Source organism: Tsukamurella paurometabola DSM 20162 (genome assembly GCF_000092225.1).
Taxonomy (GTDB): domain Bacteria; phylum Actinomycetota; class Actinomycetes; order Mycobacteriales; family Mycobacteriaceae; genus Tsukamurella; species Tsukamurella paurometabola.
Window position 1 is genome coordinate 854,711 of the sequence record NC_014158.1, and the last position, 15,488, is coordinate 870,198.

At 69.5% G+C, this 15,488-nt stretch carries 16 protein-coding genes; 9 read left to right on the top strand and 7 right to left on the bottom strand.

The genetic code is table 11. The features are described from left to right. A complete protein-coding gene (locus TPAU_RS04175; RefSeq protein WP_013125520.1) occupies window positions 1–1,212 on the top strand; it encodes an MFS transporter in 1,212 nt (403 codons plus the stop codon). 62 nt (window positions 1,213–1,274) lie between these two features. On the opposite strand, the gene TPAU_RS04180 is transcribed toward TPAU_RS04175, so the two are convergent. Genes TPAU_RS04180 through TPAU_RS04195 form a run of 4 tightly spaced genes read right to left on the bottom strand, consistent with a single transcriptional unit; the run spans window position 1,275 to window position 5,142 of the window. Beyond that, the gene (locus TPAU_RS04180; protein WP_013125521.1) at window positions 1,275–2,033 is read right to left on the bottom strand and encodes a DUF6928 family protein; all 759 of its coding nucleotides are present in this window, start codon (window positions 2,031–2,033) and stop codon (window positions 1,275–1,277) included. A gap of 45 nt (window positions 2,034–2,078) precedes the next feature. Beyond that, complete coding sequence (gene sepH, locus TPAU_RS04185) at window positions 2,079–2,882, bottom strand: septation protein SepH (protein ID WP_013125522.1); 804 nt, start codon at window positions 2,880–2,882, stop codon at window positions 2,079–2,081. A gap of 25 nt (window positions 2,883–2,907) precedes the next feature. Beyond that, window positions 2,908–4,032 carry a phosphoserine transaminase gene (gene serC, locus TPAU_RS04190; RefSeq protein ID WP_013125523.1) on the bottom strand — a complete coding sequence of 375 codons (1,125 nt, stop codon included), beginning with the start codon at window positions 4,030–4,032 and terminating at the stop codon, window positions 2,908–2,910. Window positions 4,033–4,035: 3 nt separating this feature from the next. Continuing rightward, window positions 4,036–5,142: a citrate synthase 2 gene (locus TPAU_RS04195; protein WP_013125524.1), complete on the bottom strand. Its 1,107-nt coding sequence runs from the start codon at window positions 5,140–5,142 to the stop codon at window positions 4,036–4,038. Between the two features lie 45 nt (window positions 5,143–5,187). Here TPAU_RS04195 and pdxH point away from each other — a divergent pair, with 45 nt between their 5' ends. Then, window positions 5,188–5,808: a pyridoxamine 5'-phosphate oxidase gene (pdxH, locus tag TPAU_RS04200; protein ID WP_013125525.1), complete on the top strand. Its 621-nt coding sequence runs from the start codon at window positions 5,188–5,190 to the stop codon at window positions 5,806–5,808. Between the two features lie 127 nt (window positions 5,809–5,935). Beyond that, window positions 5,936–7,162: an MFS transporter gene (locus tag TPAU_RS04205; protein WP_013125526.1), complete on the top strand. Its 1,227-nt coding sequence runs from the start codon at window positions 5,936–5,938 to the stop codon at window positions 7,160–7,162. Between the two features lie 40 nt (window positions 7,163–7,202). Here the strand turns inward: TPAU_RS04205 and TPAU_RS04210 are convergent, their stop codons facing one another. Together TPAU_RS04210 and TPAU_RS04215 are read right to left on the bottom strand one after the other, a co-directional pair. Next, window positions 7,203–8,117 carry an SDR family NAD(P)-dependent oxidoreductase gene (locus TPAU_RS04210; RefSeq protein WP_013125527.1) on the bottom strand — a complete coding sequence of 305 codons (915 nt, stop codon included), beginning with the start codon at window positions 8,115–8,117 and terminating at the stop codon, window positions 7,203–7,205. Between the two features lie 55 nt (window positions 8,118–8,172). Further along, window positions 8,173–9,096: an SDR family NAD(P)-dependent oxidoreductase gene (locus TPAU_RS04215; protein WP_013125528.1), complete on the bottom strand. Its 924-nt coding sequence runs from the start codon at window positions 9,094–9,096 to the stop codon at window positions 8,173–8,175. A 112-nt stretch (window positions 9,097–9,208) separates the two neighbouring features. Here TPAU_RS04215 and TPAU_RS04220 point away from each other — a divergent pair, with 112 nt between their 5' ends. The 4 genes from TPAU_RS04220 to TPAU_RS04235 all read left to right on the top strand — a co-directional run bounded on the left by TPAU_RS04220 (window position 9,209) and on the right by TPAU_RS04235 (window position 12,683). Next, on the top strand, window positions 9,209–9,880 hold the full coding sequence (locus TPAU_RS04220; RefSeq protein ID WP_013125529.1) for a TetR/AcrR family transcriptional regulator: 672 nt from the start codon (window positions 9,209–9,211) through the stop codon (window positions 9,878–9,880). A gap of 77 nt (window positions 9,881–9,957) precedes the next feature. Beyond that, the gene (locus TPAU_RS04225) at window positions 9,958–10,851 is read left to right on the top strand and encodes an aldose 1-epimerase family protein (protein WP_245537841.1); all 894 of its coding nucleotides are present in this window, start codon (window positions 9,958–9,960) and stop codon (window positions 10,849–10,851) included. Between the two features lie 123 nt (window positions 10,852–10,974). Next, window positions 10,975–12,273: a citrate synthase gene (locus TPAU_RS04230; protein WP_013125531.1), complete on the top strand. Its 1,299-nt coding sequence runs from the start codon at window positions 10,975–10,977 to the stop codon at window positions 12,271–12,273. A 50-nt stretch (window positions 12,274–12,323) separates the two neighbouring features. Beyond that, window positions 12,324–12,683, top strand: coding sequence for an FKBP-type peptidyl-prolyl cis-trans isomerase (locus TPAU_RS04235; protein ID WP_041944691.1), 360 nt, complete (start codon window positions 12,324–12,326; stop codon window positions 12,681–12,683). Window positions 12,684–12,738: 55 nt separating this feature from the next. Here the strand turns inward: TPAU_RS04235 and TPAU_RS04240 are convergent, their stop codons facing one another. Continuing rightward, window positions 12,739–13,542 (bottom strand): HugZ family pyridoxamine 5'-phosphate oxidase, encoded by an 804-nt coding sequence (locus TPAU_RS04240; protein WP_013125533.1) that lies wholly within the window; start codon window positions 13,540–13,542, stop codon window positions 12,739–12,741. An 87-nt stretch (window positions 13,543–13,629) separates the two neighbouring features. Here TPAU_RS04240 and TPAU_RS04245 point away from each other — a divergent pair, with 87 nt between their 5' ends. Both TPAU_RS04245 and TPAU_RS04250 read left to right on the top strand, forming a co-directional pair. Beyond that, window positions 13,630–14,871 carry an Nramp family divalent metal transporter gene (locus TPAU_RS04245; protein WP_013125534.1) on the top strand — a complete coding sequence of 414 codons (1,242 nt, stop codon included), beginning with the start codon at window positions 13,630–13,632 and terminating at the stop codon, window positions 14,869–14,871. 88 nt (window positions 14,872–14,959) lie between these two features. Next, a complete protein-coding gene (locus TPAU_RS04250) occupies window positions 14,960–15,484 on the top strand; it encodes a DUF4333 domain-containing protein (RefSeq protein ID WP_013125535.1) in 525 nt (174 codons plus the stop codon). Window positions 15,485–15,488 lie beyond the last annotated feature (4 nt).

Sequence of the window (15,488 nt, forward strand, 5' to 3'; positions counted from 1 at the left end):
ATGCCGAGTGTTTTCGTGTCCCTGCGGACGCGGAACTATCGGCTCTGGGCCGGCGGACAGTCGGTCAGCCTCGTCGGCACCTGGATGCAACGCGTCGCCGAGGACTGGCTGGTGCTCGATCTCGCGCACGGCCGCGCCTGGGTGCTCGGTGTGGTGATGGCCCTGCAGTTCGGCCCCACCCTGCTGCTATCGGCGTGGGCGGGATTGCTCGCGGACCGCTACGACAAGCGGCGGGTCCTGATGCTCACACAGTCGGCGGCCGCACTCTGCGCCGCGGCCCTCGCGGTGCTCACGCTCTCCGGCATCGTCGCGCTGTGGCACGTCTTCGTGATCGCCTTCGTCTTCGGATGTACCGCGGCGATCGCGGGTCCCTTCCGGCAGGCGTTCACCATCGAGATGGTGGGGCCGGAGTTGTTGCCCAATGCCATCGGGCTCAATTCGATGGTGTTCAACGCCGCCCGAATCGTGGGGCCGGCGATCGCGGGCCTGCTCATCGCCGGCGTGGGCACCGGCGCGGTGTTCGCGGTCAACGCCGTGTTCACCGGCGCGATCGTGGCTGCGCTGCTCGCGATGCGAGTGGCACAGCTGCACCCGTCGCCACCGGTGGAGCGCGCGAAGGGCCAGGTGCGCGAGGGCTTCCGGTATGTCCGACACAGGCCCGAACTGCTGCTGGTGATCGTCGCGGTGTTCTTCGTCTCGACCTTCGGCATCAACTTCCCACTGGCCCTGTCGATCCTGGCCAGGCAGGGCTTCGGTCTCGGCGCCGATGCCTACGGCCTCCTGTCCACCATGCTCGCGATCGGCACGCTCTCCGGAGCACTCGTCGCCGCGAAACGCACCGGACGAGCAGCGTTGCGCACGTGCCTGGTGGGCGGAACGGCGTTCGGTGTGGTCCAGGTGTGCACCGGCCTGGCTCCGTGGTTCTGGCTGGCCGCCGCGCTACTGATCGCGGTGGGATTCCTGCAGATGGCCTTCACCACCTCGGCGATGAGCATCATGCAACTCTCCGTGGATCCCGAGTTCCGCGGCCGGGTCATGGGCATCTACATGCTGGCCTTCCTCGGCGGCACACCGCTGGGTGCGCCGCTCCTCGGCGCCATCGCCGACGCGACGACGCCGACCGCGCCCCTCCTCGTCGGCGGGGTGGTCTCCGCTCTCACCTGCGCCCTGTGCGGGATGTATGCGCTGCGTGGGTCGCGGAACAGCGTCTGAGCAGGTGCGCGTGGACATGATGTCCGCGGCTCTGCGCTGAGCGACGGTGTCGCGATCGCGAATCAGAAGCCGAAGAAGGAACGCACGCGGCCGCGCTCGTCGTCCTGCGACTGCTCGTTCTCTGGCTGCGGGGTATGCGGCGCACCGTCGGGCCCCGGCGCGGGAGCGGCCTGCTGCACCGGTGCCTCCGCGACCGCCGAGGCGGGTACGAAATCGATCACCTGGATCCGGGCGGGATCGAGATCCGTCGGCTCCAGGGGGTGGGTGAACCGGAAGCCCAAGAGCTCCCGGTTGGCCTGCTCCGCGAACTCCATCGGATGGAAGGGCAGCGCCCGCGGATCGGGCTGCACTCCCGCAGCGTAGGTGAGCGGGTGCTCGCCCGCCCAGAACGAACCCTCGAACAGCTCCGGCAGGCCCTCGTCTTCGAGGATGTCGAGTGGATGCGCGGCGAACGACCGGCGCACATCGGCACCGGTGTGGATGCCGAAACCGCCGATCGCGCGGTCCGGATCGGCGATGAGCAGGAAGCTGCGGCCCGCCGGCACCAACTCCCACCACGACGCCGCCAGCTCGCTCGGTTTCGTCACCCGCAGGCCCTCGTGTGCCACCACCGTGAGGCCGCCGTACGCGCCCACGTACACATGCCCGGGCAGCGGATCCGCCGCGCGCGCCAGCGATTCCGGGCGTCCCGCCACGGGGCCGCCGAGGACGCGTTCGGCTATCGCCCGGGATGCGGCCTCATCGGGCCGGCCGGCGATGGCCAGAATGCCCTTCGGCTCGGCAACATCGATGAACCAGATCGTCGCGGCTCTCGCGCCCACGGATCGTCCCCTCCTGTCGAGAAGTGCAGTGCGGCGGTCGGCCGGTCAGCCGTTCTTGCCGCCGCGGACGCCGAGCAGAACGTCCTCCCACGACGGCATCTCCGGATGGCGGCGGTCGTGATCACGCGGCGCCTCGGGCGCCTGTCGGGGGGCCTCAGGTGCGCGGCGCGGGGCCTCCGGTGCCCGGCGGGGAGCGTCGCCACCGACGGCCCGCAGTGGCTCGTCGACATCGAGATCGTCCACGGGCGTGCTGCGCTCGATGCTGCGGAGAGCACGCCGGGCATCGGGATCGAGCAGTTCACGCGCCGTCTCGTCGATCGGCGTCGCGGTGCCGCCGTGAGCTCCGGGGGCGAACTTGTAGTGCGCCTCGTTACGGGACTTGCCCACGGTCCACGCGATCCGGACCACCCAGCGGTTCTCGGGGCCCTTCCAGGCGTCCCACTCGGTGGTATCGGTGTGGCCGCGCTCGACCAGCGCCCCGCGCACCACATCGGCCAGCGCCGTGTGCATCGGGCCATCGCCTCGCACCGGGTGCGCGAGTTGCGCCAGTTCGGCGGCGCGCGCCCGCTCCAGGAGAACGGGGTTGGCGAATCGCTTGATCCGGTGGACGGGCGCGCCCGCCAGCGCCGCGACCTCCTCCACGGAGGCACCTGCGCGGATACGTGCCTGGATGTCGCGCGGCGACAGATCTGCCCCCAGCTCGAGCTCGGTCTGCGCACCGCGGGTCAGTTCACCGGCCACGGCGGCGCGCAAGGTGTCGTCGATCGGCAGGTGGAAACGGCCCGCGGGGCCCTCGCAGACCAGCGACGTGCCATCGTCGTCCAGTGCCACAACCCGCAGTTCCTGCATGGTGCAAGGGTAGTTGTTCGATGGGCTACGCGTCGGCAGACACGCGCTCGACCACGAAATCGATGCACCTGGTGAGGGCGGTCACGTCCTCGGGATCGATCGCCGGGAACATGCCGATGCGCAGCTGGTTGCGGCCCAGCTTGCGGTACGGCTCGGTGTCGACGATGCCGTTCGCGCGGAGCGTCGTGGCCACGGCGGCCGCGTCGATCTTCTCATCGAAGTCGATGGTGCCGACCACCTGGCTGCGCAACGCGGGGTCCGTGACGAAAGGCGTCGCGAACTCGCTGGCCTGCGCCCACTGGTACAGGCGGTCGCTCGAATCCTTGGTGCGACCCACAGCCCAGTCGAGGCCGCCGTTCCCGTTGATGCACTCGATCTGGTTCGCGAACAGCAGCAGCGTGGCCAGCGCGGGGGTGTTGTACGTCTGATTCTTGCTGGAGTTGTCCACCGCGATGGGCAGCGAGAGGAACTCGGGGGTGTAGCGGCCCGAGGCCTTGATCTCCTCGACCCGCGCCAGGGCGGCCGGGCTCATCAGCGCGACCCACAGCCCGCCGTCGGCGGCGAAGCACTTCTGCGGCGCGAAGTAGTAGACATCGGTGTCGGCGATGTTCACCGGCAGGCCGCCGGCACCCGACGTGGCGTCGATCGCGATCAGCGCGTTCTCGCTGCCCTGCAGGCGGCTGATCGGCACCGCGACGCCGGTCGAGGTCTCGTTGTGCGCCCACCCGATGAGATCGACCGAACCATCGGCGACCAGCTCGGGCGCCGAGCCCGGATCGCTCGAGACCACGACCGGGTCACCGATGAACGGGTTGCCCTTGGCGACGCTCGCGAACTTGTTGCTGAACTCGCCGTAGGTGAAGTGCTGGCTGCGCTCGCGGATCAGGCCGAAGGCGGCGGCATCCCAGAAGGCGGTGGTGCCGCCGTTGCCGAGTACCACTTCGTAGCCCTCGGGGAGCGAGAAGAGGTCCTTGAGGCCCGCGCGCACGCGGCCCACGACGTTCTTCACCGGGGCCTGACGGTGGCTGGTGCCGAACACCGAGGCGCCGGTATCGACGAGCGATTGCAACTGCTCCGGGCGGACCTTGGACGGGCCGCAGCCGAAGCGACCGTCGGCGGGCTTGAGCGCGGCGGGGATCTCGATCGTCATGGCCTAAAGCCTAATGGTGTCCCACCCGGGCACCTCATCCGGCCGCCGGGCTCCCGGGCCGGTGTACTGGGCGGACGGCCGGATCAGCTTGTCGGACCGCTTCTGCTCCAGGATGTGGGCGCACCAGCCGGCGGTCCGCGCGCAGGTGAACATGGCCGGCATCATCCGGACCGGGACCTTCGCGTAGTCCAGGATCACCGCGGCCCAGAACTCCACATTGGTCGAGATGGCGCGGTCGGGGCGGCGCTCGGCGAACACCTGATTCGCCTCCCGCTCCAGCGCCGCGGCCGCCGCGTAGCGGGGCGCGTTCAGGTCGCGGGCCACCTCGCGCAGCACCGCGGCCCGCGGGTCCTCCGCACGGTAGATCCGGTGCCCGAAGCCCATGATCTTCTCGCCGCGGTCGAGCCGCGTGGTGACCACGGCGCGCGGATCGTCGGTCCGCTCCACCTCATCGAGCATCGGGAGCACGCGCGAGGGGGCGCCGCCGTGCAGCGGTCCCGACAGTGCGCCCACCGCACCGGAGAGCGCCGTCGAGACGTCGGCCCCCGTCGACGCGATCACCCGCGCCGTCAGCGTCGAGGTGTTGAGACCGTGCTCGGCCGCCGTGACGAAGTAGGCGTCGATCGCCCGCACGTGGTCGGGGTCCGGTTCGCCGTGCCACCGGGTCATGAACCGGTGCGTCACGGTGGGGGATTGGTCGATGATGTGCTGCGGCACCGCCGGTCGCTCCAGGCCGCGGGCCGACTGCGCGACGAAACTCAGCGTCATCACCGACGCGCGGGCCAGGTTCTCGCGGGCCGTCGCATCGTCGATGTCGAGCAGCGGTTCGAAGCCCCACAGCGGGCCCAGCATGGCGAGCCCCGCTTGCGCGTCCACGCGAACGTCGCCGCTGTGGATCGGGAGCGGGAACGGTTCGGCCGCGGGGAGTGGATTGCCCCATTCTCCGTCGACCAGCAGGCCCCACACCTCCGAATAGGTGACGTGATTGCGCACCAGGTCGGAGACGTCGACGCCGCGGTAGCGCAGCACGCCGCCCGCCCGGTCGGGTTCGGCGATCTCCGTGGAGAACGCCACCACGCCGTCGAGACCGCCGGGAATGTCAGTCGCCATGGGGTCGACTCTAGTGAGTAGGTTGGCCACGTGGACCTGAGTGCGATGCGTGAGAAGTACGACGGCGACGAATCCGATCTCCGCCCCGAGGACCTCGCGGGCGGCTGGGTGCCGGTGTTCCGCTCCTGGTTCGACGAGGCGGTGGCCGCCGGGGCGCCCGAGCCGAACGCGATGGTTCTGGCCACCGTCGACGAGACCGGGCTGCCCGCCACCCGCACCGTGCTGTGCAAGGGCCTCGACGAGCGGGGCGTGGTCTTCTACACCAACTACGGATCCGATAAGGCCATCGCCATCGCGGTGAACCCGGTTGCCTCGGTGACCTTCCCGTGGATCGCGATCCACCGGCAGGTGCACGTTCGCGGCCGGGTGACGCGGGTGACCGCGGAGGAGACGGCGCAGTACTGGGCCCAGCGCCCGCGCGGCTCGCAGCTCGGCGCCTGGAGCTCCGACCAGTCCCGCCCCGTCGCCGACCGGGCCGAGATGGCCAAGCGGTTCGCCGAGGTGGAGGCCCGCTTCGAGGGCCAGGATGTGCCGGTGCCGCCGGATTGGGGCGGTTACCGCATCACCGCGCAGGTCGTCGAGTTCTGGCAGGGCCGCGAGAATCGCGTGCACAACCGGGTGCGGCTGGTGGCTCCCGATCTCACCCCCGTCCGCCTGCAACCCTGACCCCGCACCGTCGCCCCCTCTCCGACTTAACAGCGTTAGCCCGTGCGGCTTCCTGCGGAAACGTCTGTAGCTAACGCTGTTAAGTCGGGGGAAAGGTTCGATGGTGAGGTTGTCGTAGGATCATCCGGTGCCGAGACTCCTGGCCGACACCCGGCCGCTCCAGAACCCCGACTACCGGCGGTTGTGGTGGACGGGCGTGATCACTGTCATCGGCGCGCAACTCACGGCGGTCGCGGTGCCCGCGCAGATCTATGCGATCACGGGATCGTCGGCGTACGTGGGCCTCACCGGTGTGTTCGGCCTGGTCCCGCTGGTGGTCTTCGGCCTCTGGGGTGGCGCGATCGCCGATGCGCTGGACCGGCGGCTGGTGATCATCGGCACCACCCTCGGCCTCGCCGGCACCGCCCTGATGCTGGCGCTGCTGCCCGACAACGTGTGGCTCATCCTGTGCGCCTTCGCGATGCAACAGGCCTTCTTCGGTGTCAATCAGCCCACCCGCTCCGCCATCTACGCGCGCCTCGTGCCGCCCGAGCAACTGCCCGCAGCGAATTCGCTCAACATGACCGTGATGCAGTTCGGTGCCATCGCCGGACCGATGCTGGGTGCACCGCTGATCCCGGTGATCGGCGTGCACTGGCTGTACACCCTCGACGCCGCCTCGCTCATGCTCACGCTGTGGGCGGTGTGGAAGCTGCCGTCGATCAAACCCGAGGACAAGGGCCAGACTCTCGGTCTCAGTTCGGTGATCGACGGGTTCCGGTACCTCGCCGGGCACAAGGTGCTGCTGATGAGCTTCGTGGTCGACATCATCGCCATGGTGTTCGGTATGCCCCGCGCGTTGTTCCCGCAGATCGCGCACGAGAACTTCGGCGATCCCATCGAGGGCGGCTTCGTGTTCGGTGCGTTGTTCGCGGCGATGTCGGTGGGCGCTGTGCTCGGTGGTGTGCTCTCCGGCTGGACCTCCCGGGTGCAACGGCAGGGTCTCGCCGTGGTGGTGATGGTGGTGTTGTGGGGCCTGGCCATCGCGGGATTCGGTGTGGCAGCGCACGTGAGCTGGCTGTGGGCGGCGCTGGTGCTGCTCGCCCTCGGCGGCGCCGCCGACATGTTCTCCGCGGCCTTCCGCACCACCATGCTGCAGGAAGCCGCGACCGACGATATGCGCGGCCGGTTGCAGGGTGTGTTCATCGTGGTGGTCGCGGGCGGTCCCCGCATCGGCGATGCGCTGCACGGTGCCGCCGCGGCGACCGCGGGCGCCGCCATGGCCGCGGCCGGCGGCGGTGTGCTGGTGATCGTGTTCACCGTGATCGCGGCCCTGGCCGTGCCCGCCTTCGTTCGCTACCGCGTCACCCGCTGACCGGATGCGCTCGCTCGGTGCGGGCCCTCGCCGGCTGGCTTCAGACCGGGAAGGTGATACCGGTCAGCTCCTCGGAGACCGCCCAGAGTTGATGCTGCGCGGCGAGGTCGTACGAGTACTCCGACGACACGGTGACCCGCGGATGGCCGCGCCGTTCACCCCGGCCGTCGGGACCGTAGAACTGACCCCCGAGCGCCGCCGGGTCGGTCGCCGCCCGCAGCTGCGGCAGCGCCCCGCTCGCCGCATCCTGGTACAGCGGTCTCGCGGCCTTGATGAGTCGCTGAAGCAGCGGGTGCATGTGCCGCCCGGCATCGGTGTCGGCGACGCCCGGATGCGCCGCCAGCGCCACGGTGCCGCCCGCGCGCGCCGCGAGCCGGCGCTGCAAGGCGTAGTGGAACAGCAGGTTCGCGAGTTTCGCCTGGGTATATGCGGCCACCTTCGGATACGAGCGTTCCCATTGCAGATCGTCGAAGTCCACCGCAGTGCGGTAGCGGTGCGAATCGCTGGAGACGGTGACCACCCGCGAGCCCGGCACGCCGAGTAGCAGGTCGAGAACCTGTGCGGTCCAGGCGAAGTGGCCCAGATGCATGGTGCCGAACTGCAATTCGAAACCGTCGGCGGTGCACTGCCGCGCGGGCGGGATCACACCCGCGTTGTTGATCAGGAGGTCGATCCGGGGCGTGGTCGCGCGCAGCTCCGCGGCCGCGGACCGCACGGATTCCAATGAGGCGAGATCGAGGCGCTGCACCCGGACGGAGGCCGCCGGTGCCACCGCGGCGATCCGGCGCGCGGCCTCGTCACCCTTGGCGGTGTCGCGGACGGCGAGTACCACCTCGGCGCCGTGCTGTGCCAGCACCCGGGCGGTCTCGAAGCCGAGGCCGGTGTTCGCCCCGGTCACCACTGCGACCCGCCCGCGTTGATCCGGTACATCCCGTTCGGTCCACTTCACCGCCATGCGTCCTCCTGTGCTTGCGCCGTGCGGCCGCAACACTAGGCGGTGGCTGCGGGGATCACACGGGGAACGCGATGCCTGTGAGCTGCTCCGAGACCGCCCACAGGCGGTGCTGGAGATCCAGGTCGTAGGACTGCTGCGACGACGTGACCACCCTCGGGGCGCCCCGGCGCTCGCCGAGGCCGTCGGGTCCGTAGTACTGGCCGCCGAGCGCGCCGGGATCGGTGGCGGCGCGGAGCTGGGGGAGTGCGCCGTGTGCGGCGTCGTGCGAGAACAGGGGGGCGGCGGCCTGCAGTCCCTGGAGCGCCCTGGGCAGATTGCGCACCAGTTCCGTGTCGGCGATTCCCGGGTGCGCCGCGATGGCGACGGTTCCGTGGTCGGCGCGCGGGCGGGCCTGAAGGCGCCGCTGCAACTCGTAGTGGAAGAGCAGGTTCGCGAGCTTGCTCTGCCCGTAGGCGGCGACGCGCTCGTACGAGCGCTCCCACTGCAGATCGTCGAAGTGGATCGCGGCGCGAATCCGGTGCGCGATGCTTGCCACCGTCACCACGCGTGAGTTGGGCACGTCCAGGAGCAGGTCGAGAACCTGTGCGGTCCAGGCGAAATGCCCCAGATGGTTGGTGCCGAACTGCAGCTCGAAACCGTCCGCAGTGCTCTGCTTCGGCGGGTACATCACGCCGGCGTTGTTGATCAGGAGGTCGACGCGAGGGGTGCTCTCGTGCAGTTCGGTGGCCGCGGCGGCGATCGACTCCAGTGATCCGAGGTCCAGGCGCAGCACCCGCACCGCCGACTCGGGCGCCGCAGCGGTGATCCGCTGCCGCGCCGCCTCGCCCTTGTCGGTGTCGCGGACCGCGAGCACGACCTCGGCTCCGGCCTGTGCGAGCACCCGGGCGGTCTCGAAGCCGAGACCGGTGTTCGAGCCGGTCACGACGGCTACCCGACCCTGCTGTGTCGGCACGTCCCGCTCGGTCCAGTTGTTCGCCACGATGTCTCCTTCGGTTCCCCGGCAGTTAATAGACCGTCGGTCTGTTGTGTCTTCGACAGTAGGAGGGTGACGCTCTGGTGTCAATAGACCGGCGGTCTGTAAAATTCCGGGCATGAGTTTCCAACGGGCTCGCAGCGAGGAGCAGCGCCTGCAGCGCCGTGAGTCGATCCTGGCCGCGGCCGATGCGATGCTCGCCGAGATGCCCGTTGCCGAGATCACCCTTACCGGGCTCAGTCGGCGGGTAGGGCTGGCGAAGTCGAATGTGTTGCGCTACTTCGAGTCCCGTGAGGACGTCCTGCTTGAACTGCTGGTCCGGTCGGCGCGCGACTGGGTGGCCGAGCTCGGCGCGGCGGCAGCAGCCGCGATCGATCCGGCGGCTCCCGTGGACGATCGGGTCGACCGCATCGCCGCACTCTTCGCCGGCAGTGCCGCCGACCATCCCGGCCTGCTCGACCTCCTATCCGCGCAGGCCGGTGTGCTCGAACAGAACGTCTCCGCCGAAGCCGTGCTGCGGTTCAAGCGGGCCGTTCTCACGGTGATGACGGACCTGGCGACCGTGTTGCGCACCGCGATTCCCGAACTCGGCGACGGTGCGCTTGCGCTCTGCGCGATGGCGGTGTCGATCGCCGGCGCCCTCTACGCCCAGGCACGGCAGTCCGAGGCCTGTGCCGCTGCCTACCGTGCCGATCCGGCGCTCGCCGTCTTCCGCACCGACCTGGTGCCTGCGCTCACCGGGGCCTTCGCCACCCTGATCTCCGGCGCCCTCGCCCGCGCCGGCCGCTGAGCCCGCGGTGGTAACCGCCGGGTTGCGCGCGGTTGCGACCACGGCGAAGCGACCCGATCACCCGTACTATGACGCACATGTCGGTGCAACCCGGGTTCACCATTGCCAGCGGCGGGTACACCGCTGATATCGCGCGGACGGGCGCCGCGCTGCGCGGTCTGCGCCGCGACGGCGTCGCGCTCACCGAGGAGTGGCCGCTGGGTACGACACCGCCGGTGTCGGCGGGTGTCGTGCTGGCGCCCTGGCCCGGACGCACCGAGGACGGCATCTACACCTTCGGCGGCGAGGTGCACCGGCTCACCGTCACCCACCAGGACACCGCGACCGCCAATCACGGCCTGGTCCGCGCCATCGATTGGGACGACGTCGAGATCGCCACCGACGCACTGACACTCGCCGTCGACGTGGGGCATCACCCGGGCTGGCCTTACGACCTGCACCTGCGCATCCGGTACGCCGTCGGCGACGACGGCCTCAGCTGCTCGTTCGAGGCGCACAACACCGGCACCGTCGACCTCCCCTTCGTAGTGGGGTTTCACACCTACCTGCGCGTCGGCGCGACCCCGATCGATGACTGCACGCTGGAACTGGGTGCGCGGCGCTGGCAGCCGCTGGACGAGCGCCTGCTGCCGACGGGGCCGACCCGGCCGACCGAGGGCACCGTCTACGACTTCACCGGCCCCGCGCCACTGGCCGGCGTGCAGCTCGATACACCGTTCACCGCCACCGACAACCGGTATGTGCTGCGCGCGCCGAACGGTGAGGTCACGCTGTGGACCGACGACCGGTTGCCCTGGGCGCAGGTCTTCACCGCCGGGGTCGAGGCGGCGCGGGGGTTCACCGGGCACCCGGCGCAGCGGGCGCTCGCCGTCGAACCGATGTCCGGGCCGGGTAATGCCCTGCACACCGGGACCGATGTGGCGACCATCTCCCCGGGCGGTGTCTGGGCCTGCTCGTGGGGTATCCGATAACGCCGCGCGGTGGGTCCGATTGGAACACTGAGACGACCCTGTTTATGCGCCTGCCCGCGCGACCGCTAGGTTTCTACCCGGGTAGCCTTTTTATCAGCCGACTACAGCGAGGGGATACGAACATTGTCCACCGATGACAACACCGCGCCGGCGCAAGCTACGGTCACCTACCCCGGTGGCCAGATCGACCTGCCGATCGTCAAGGCGACCGAGGGCAACGACGGAATCGCGCTCGGCAAGCTCCTCGCAGACACCGGTTACAGCACGTTCGACGGCGGTTTCGTGAACACCGCCTCGTGCAAGTCGGCCATCACCTACATCGACGGCAACGAGGGCATCCTGCGCTACCGCGGGTACCCCATCGAGCAGCTCGCCGAGAAGTCGACCTTCATCGAGGTGAGCTACCTGCTGATCCACGGTGAGCTGCCGAGCCCCGAGCAGTTGGCCGAGTTCACCGCGAAGATCCAGCGGCACACCCTGCTGCACGAGGATCTCAAGCTCTTCTTCAACGGCTTCCCGCGCAACGCGCACCCGATGCCCGTCGTCTCGTCGGCGGTCAACGCGCTGTCGGCCTACTACCCGGACTCGCTGGATCACAACGATCCCGCCCAGGTGGAACTGTCCACCATCCGCCTGCTGGCGAAGTTCCCCACCATCTGTGCCTACGCCTACAAGAAGTCGGTCGGCCAGCCCTTCCTGTACCCGGACAACTCGCTGTCGCTGGTGGAGAACTTCCTGCGCATGACGTTCGGTTTCCCGGCCGAGCCCTACGAGGTCGACCCGGAGATCGTCAAGGCCCTCGACATGCTGCTCATCCTGCACGCCGACCACGAGCAGAACTGCTCCACGTCGACGGTGCGCCTGGTGGGATCGTCGAACGCGAACCTGTTCACGTCGATCTCGGGCGGCATCAACGCCCTCTGGGGTCCGCTGCACGGCGGCGCCAACCAGGCCGTCCTCGAGATGCTCGACGACATCAAGGCCGCTGGTGGCGACACCAAGGACTTCATGAACAAGGTCAAGAACAAGCAGGACGGCGTGAAGCTCATGGGCTTCGGTCACCGGGTCTACAAGAACTACGACCCGCGTGCGGCGATCGTGAAGCAGACCGCGGACCGCATCTTCGAGCTGCTCGGCGTGTCCGACGAGTTGCTCGACATCGCCAAGGGGCTCGAAGAGGTCGCCCTCAGTGACGATTACTTCATCGAGCGCAAGCTGTACCCGAACGTGGACTTCTACACCGGTCTGATCTACCGCGCGATGGGCTTCCCGACGCGCATGTTCACGGTGCTCTTCGCCCTCGGCCGCCTGCCCGGCTGGATCGCCCACTGGCGCGAGATGCACGAGGATCCGTCGACCAAGATCGGTCGGCCTCGGCAGATCTACACGGGCTACACCGCCCGTGACTACCCCGGTGCATGATGCCTCCGATTCGTCGGGACAACCTGCATCGCCTGATCAAGGGAGATGAATTGAGCAAGCCGGAGATCGAGTTCCCCGAGGGCCCCGCGCCCACCGAGCTCGTCATCAAGGACATCGTGGTCGGTGACGGCGCCGAGGCGCAGGCCGACAGCGTGGTCGACGTGCACTACCTGGGCGTCGAGTACGACTCGGGCGAGGAGTTCGATTCCTCGTGGAGCCGGGGCGAGTCGATCAACTTCCCGCTGCGCAGCCTCATCGCGGGGTGGCAGGAAGGCATCCCGGGCATGAAGGTCGGCGGACGCCGCCAGCTGATCTGCCCGCCCGCTCTCGCGTACGGCCCCGCCGGTGGCGGCCACCGCCTCTCGGGCAAGACGCTCGTCTTCGTGATCGATCTGCTGGGCGTGAAGTAACGCTCGTCAGCGACAGAGCCCCGCGCCGTTCGACGGTGCGGGGCTCTCGCATCTGTCAGGCCGGGGCCGCCGCGGCGCGCGCAAGGGCGACCGTGGCGCCGCGGAGCTCGGCGGGGTCGCTGATCGGCTCGATGTAGCCGACCCGGGTCACGGACCAGCCGCGCGGGGTGTCGACACGGATGTCGAGGCCGTACCGGTCGGCCCGTTCGCAGCGCGCCGCCGTGGCATCGGGGTAGCCGCCGAATCGGCGGGCCATGTTCAGCAGTGCGCCGGCGTGGTCGTCGTTGAGGTGCCGCACGGCGTCGGCCGCGTGCGGTAGCACCGGATCGGGTTCGGCGCCTGCGTAATCCGCGGCTGTGGCCGAGTCCATGCGGCCGTAACCGCCCACCCAGCGCACCCGTTCCACCTGCAGCAGCCACACGGTGAAATCGCTGTAGTCGATGTAGTACTGCGCCGCGGGTACCGCCCTCAGGTGCGCCTCCCGGGCCGCGGCGAGCTCGTCGCGCTCGGGGCGGCGGACGGTGCCGGCCAGCGTGATCCGGGCATTCGCAAGCGGGTCCGACGGGGCATCGGGTGCCACCACGGACAGGCTCGCGCGGGGGTCGCGGGCCAGGTTGCGTCCGTGCTCGGCCATATGCGAGACGCACAGCACCGGATGGCCGCCGAGCAGGCCGTAGGTCACCAGGGAGGCCCACGGGCCGCCGTCGGCGGAGAGGCTGCCGAGCGTGGCGGTATTCGTCGCCGCCGCCACCGTCCGTGCCTCCTCGGCGGCGGAGGGACGCCGCGGCTGGGCGACATCGGTCAGTGGAGGGGCGATGGAGGGGGCGTCGCCGGGATCTCCGTGGTCGCGAGTGGTCATGCCTGCAGCCTAGAGCCGGACCCGGCGGTGCCGCTGCGACGCAGAGTTTCGGTTGACCGAAACTCTGTATGTGGGTAGCCTTCAATCGTGCTGACGGACGTCGATGTGCAGAAGGTCTCGCGGGCGCGCAAGGCGATGCTGCTGGGGCCTGCGTTCGTCGCGGCGATCGCCTATGTGGACCCCGGCAACGTGGCGGCCAACATCACCGCCGGTGCCAAGTACGGCTACCTGCTGGTGTGGGTGCTCGTGGTGGCCAATCTCATGGCCGTGATGATCCAGTACCAATCGGCGAAACTCGGCGTGGTCACCGGCCGTTCGCTGCCCCAGATGCTGGGCGAGCGGTTGCCCCGCCGGGTCCGGCTCGCGTTCTGGGGGCAGGCCGAGATCGTCGCCGCCGCGACCGACGTGGCGGAGATCATCGGTGGCGCGCTGGCGCTGAACCTGTTGTTCGGTGTGCCCCTGGTGTGGGGTGGGCTCATCGTCGGCGTGATGTCGACGGCGCTGCTCGTGCTCGCAGACGGTCGCCGTCAATACCGCTTCGAACTGGTGATCATCGGACTGCTCGCGATCATCGTCATCGGATTCCTGGCCGGCCTCGTCGTCGCCCCACCCGACGCCGGTTCCGTGCTCGGGGGTCTGGTGCCGCGGTTGCAGGGCACGGAGACCGTGCTGTTGGCCGCCTCGATGCTCGGTGCCACCGTGATGCCGCACGCCATCTACCTGCACTCGGCGCTGGTGATCGACCGGCACGGTAAGCCCGCCGGCGCCCAGCGCGCCCGGCGCCTGCTGCGGGTGACGCGCGTCGATGTGGTGATCGCTCTGGTGGTCGCGGGTGCGGTGAACATCGCCCTGCTCGTGCTGGCCGCAAGCGCCCTGTACGGCCGCGAGGGAACCGACTCCATCGAGGGGGCGCACGCCGCCGTCCGTGATGCGCTCGGCCCTGTCGTCGCGGCGCTCTTCGCGGTCGGTCTGCTCGCCTCGGGACTCGCCTCCACATCCGTGGGTAGCTACGCGGGCGGGACCATCATGGCCGGACTGTTGCATCGGCGGATCCCGGTGCTGGTGCGACGCATGGTCACCATGGTCCCTGCGATCGGGGTGCTCGCCCTCGGGGTCTCGCCGACGCAGGCCCTGATCATCTCCCAGGTGGTGCTGAGCTTCGGTATCCCGTTCGCGCTGCTTCCGTTGCGTCGCTACACCGGCGATCGCGCGATCATGGGGGAATTCGCCGATGGTGCACCGCTGCGCTGGGCCTCCGCCGCAGCGGCCGCGCTCATCGTCGCCCTCAACGTGGCATTGATCTACCTCACACTGTCCGGCAACGGCTAGCGCTTGGGTGTACCCGGCTTTCCGTGATTCAATGATTGCAAATCAATGAATCGCAACAGCGGAGTTCGCCCGCGGAGGTGGCGTCACGATGGCCGGACGTGCAGTGGCGGTGACGCTGGTCGGCGTCGTCGGCGCGCTCGCGGTCACCTGGACCCTGCTCGCCCCCACCGAGGTCGACGAGGATCGGGTCGAATCCGGCACCCTCTCCGAGCTCGATGCCGCGCCGGGCGATCACCTCGACTGCGACGGCGGCCTCAAGGCCGAGGTCGGTTCCGCTCAGCACTGCACCCTCACCAGCGAGGGCGAGAAGTTCACCGTCAAGCTCCGGGTCACCGGCGTGGACGGCGACAACGTGCGCTGGGACTCCGTCGTCGACCGCGATCCGCAGGCCGGTCGCCGGGTCACGCCCGCCCAGCTGGAGCGGCACACCAAACACGTACTGGCGCAGCGCGGTCCCGTCGATACGGTGCAGTGCGCCGGTGGCCTCCCCGCCACCGTCGGCGCCGCTCAGGACTGTACGGCGACCGCCCGCGGCGCGACCCAACTGGTGCGCACCGTGGTCACCTCCGTCGATCCGGCGCGGGTGCAGTGGAGCGTCACCGTCGTCGGCTGACGAG

Excerpts from the sequence above, each read along its gene's own strand:
- TPAU_RS04175 (WP_013125520.1), top strand. The coding sequence starts at position 1 with ATGCCGAGTGTTTTCGTGTCCCTGCGGACGCGGAACTATCGGCTCTGG.
- sepH (WP_013125522.1), bottom strand. The coding sequence starts at position 2,882 with ATGCAGGAACTGCGGGTTGTGGCACTGGACGACGATGGCACGTCGCTG.
- serC (WP_013125523.1), bottom strand. The coding sequence starts at position 4,032 with ATGACGATCGAGATCCCCGCCGCGCTCAAGCCCGCCGACGGTCGCTTC.
- TPAU_RS04195 (WP_013125524.1), bottom strand. The coding sequence starts at position 5,142 with ATGGCGACTGACATTCCCGGCGGTCTCGACGGCGTGGTGGCGTTCTCC.
- pdxH (WP_013125525.1), top strand. The coding sequence starts at position 5,188 with ATGCGTGAGAAGTACGACGGCGACGAATCCGATCTCCGCCCCGAGGAC.
- TPAU_RS04210 (WP_013125527.1), bottom strand. The coding sequence starts at position 8,117 with ATGGCGGTGAAGTGGACCGAACGGGATGTACCGGATCAACGCGGGCGG.
- TPAU_RS04220 (WP_013125529.1), top strand. The coding sequence starts at position 9,209 with ATGAGTTTCCAACGGGCTCGCAGCGAGGAGCAGCGCCTGCAGCGCCGT.
- TPAU_RS04225 (WP_245537841.1), top strand. The coding sequence starts at position 9,958 with ATGTCGGTGCAACCCGGGTTCACCATTGCCAGCGGCGGGTACACCGCT.
- TPAU_RS04240 (WP_013125533.1), bottom strand. The coding sequence starts at position 13,542 with ATGACCACTCGCGACCACGGAGATCCCGGCGACGCCCCCTCCATCGCC.
- TPAU_RS04250 (WP_013125535.1), top strand. The coding sequence starts at position 14,960 with ATGGCCGGACGTGCAGTGGCGGTGACGCTGGTCGGCGTCGTCGGCGCG.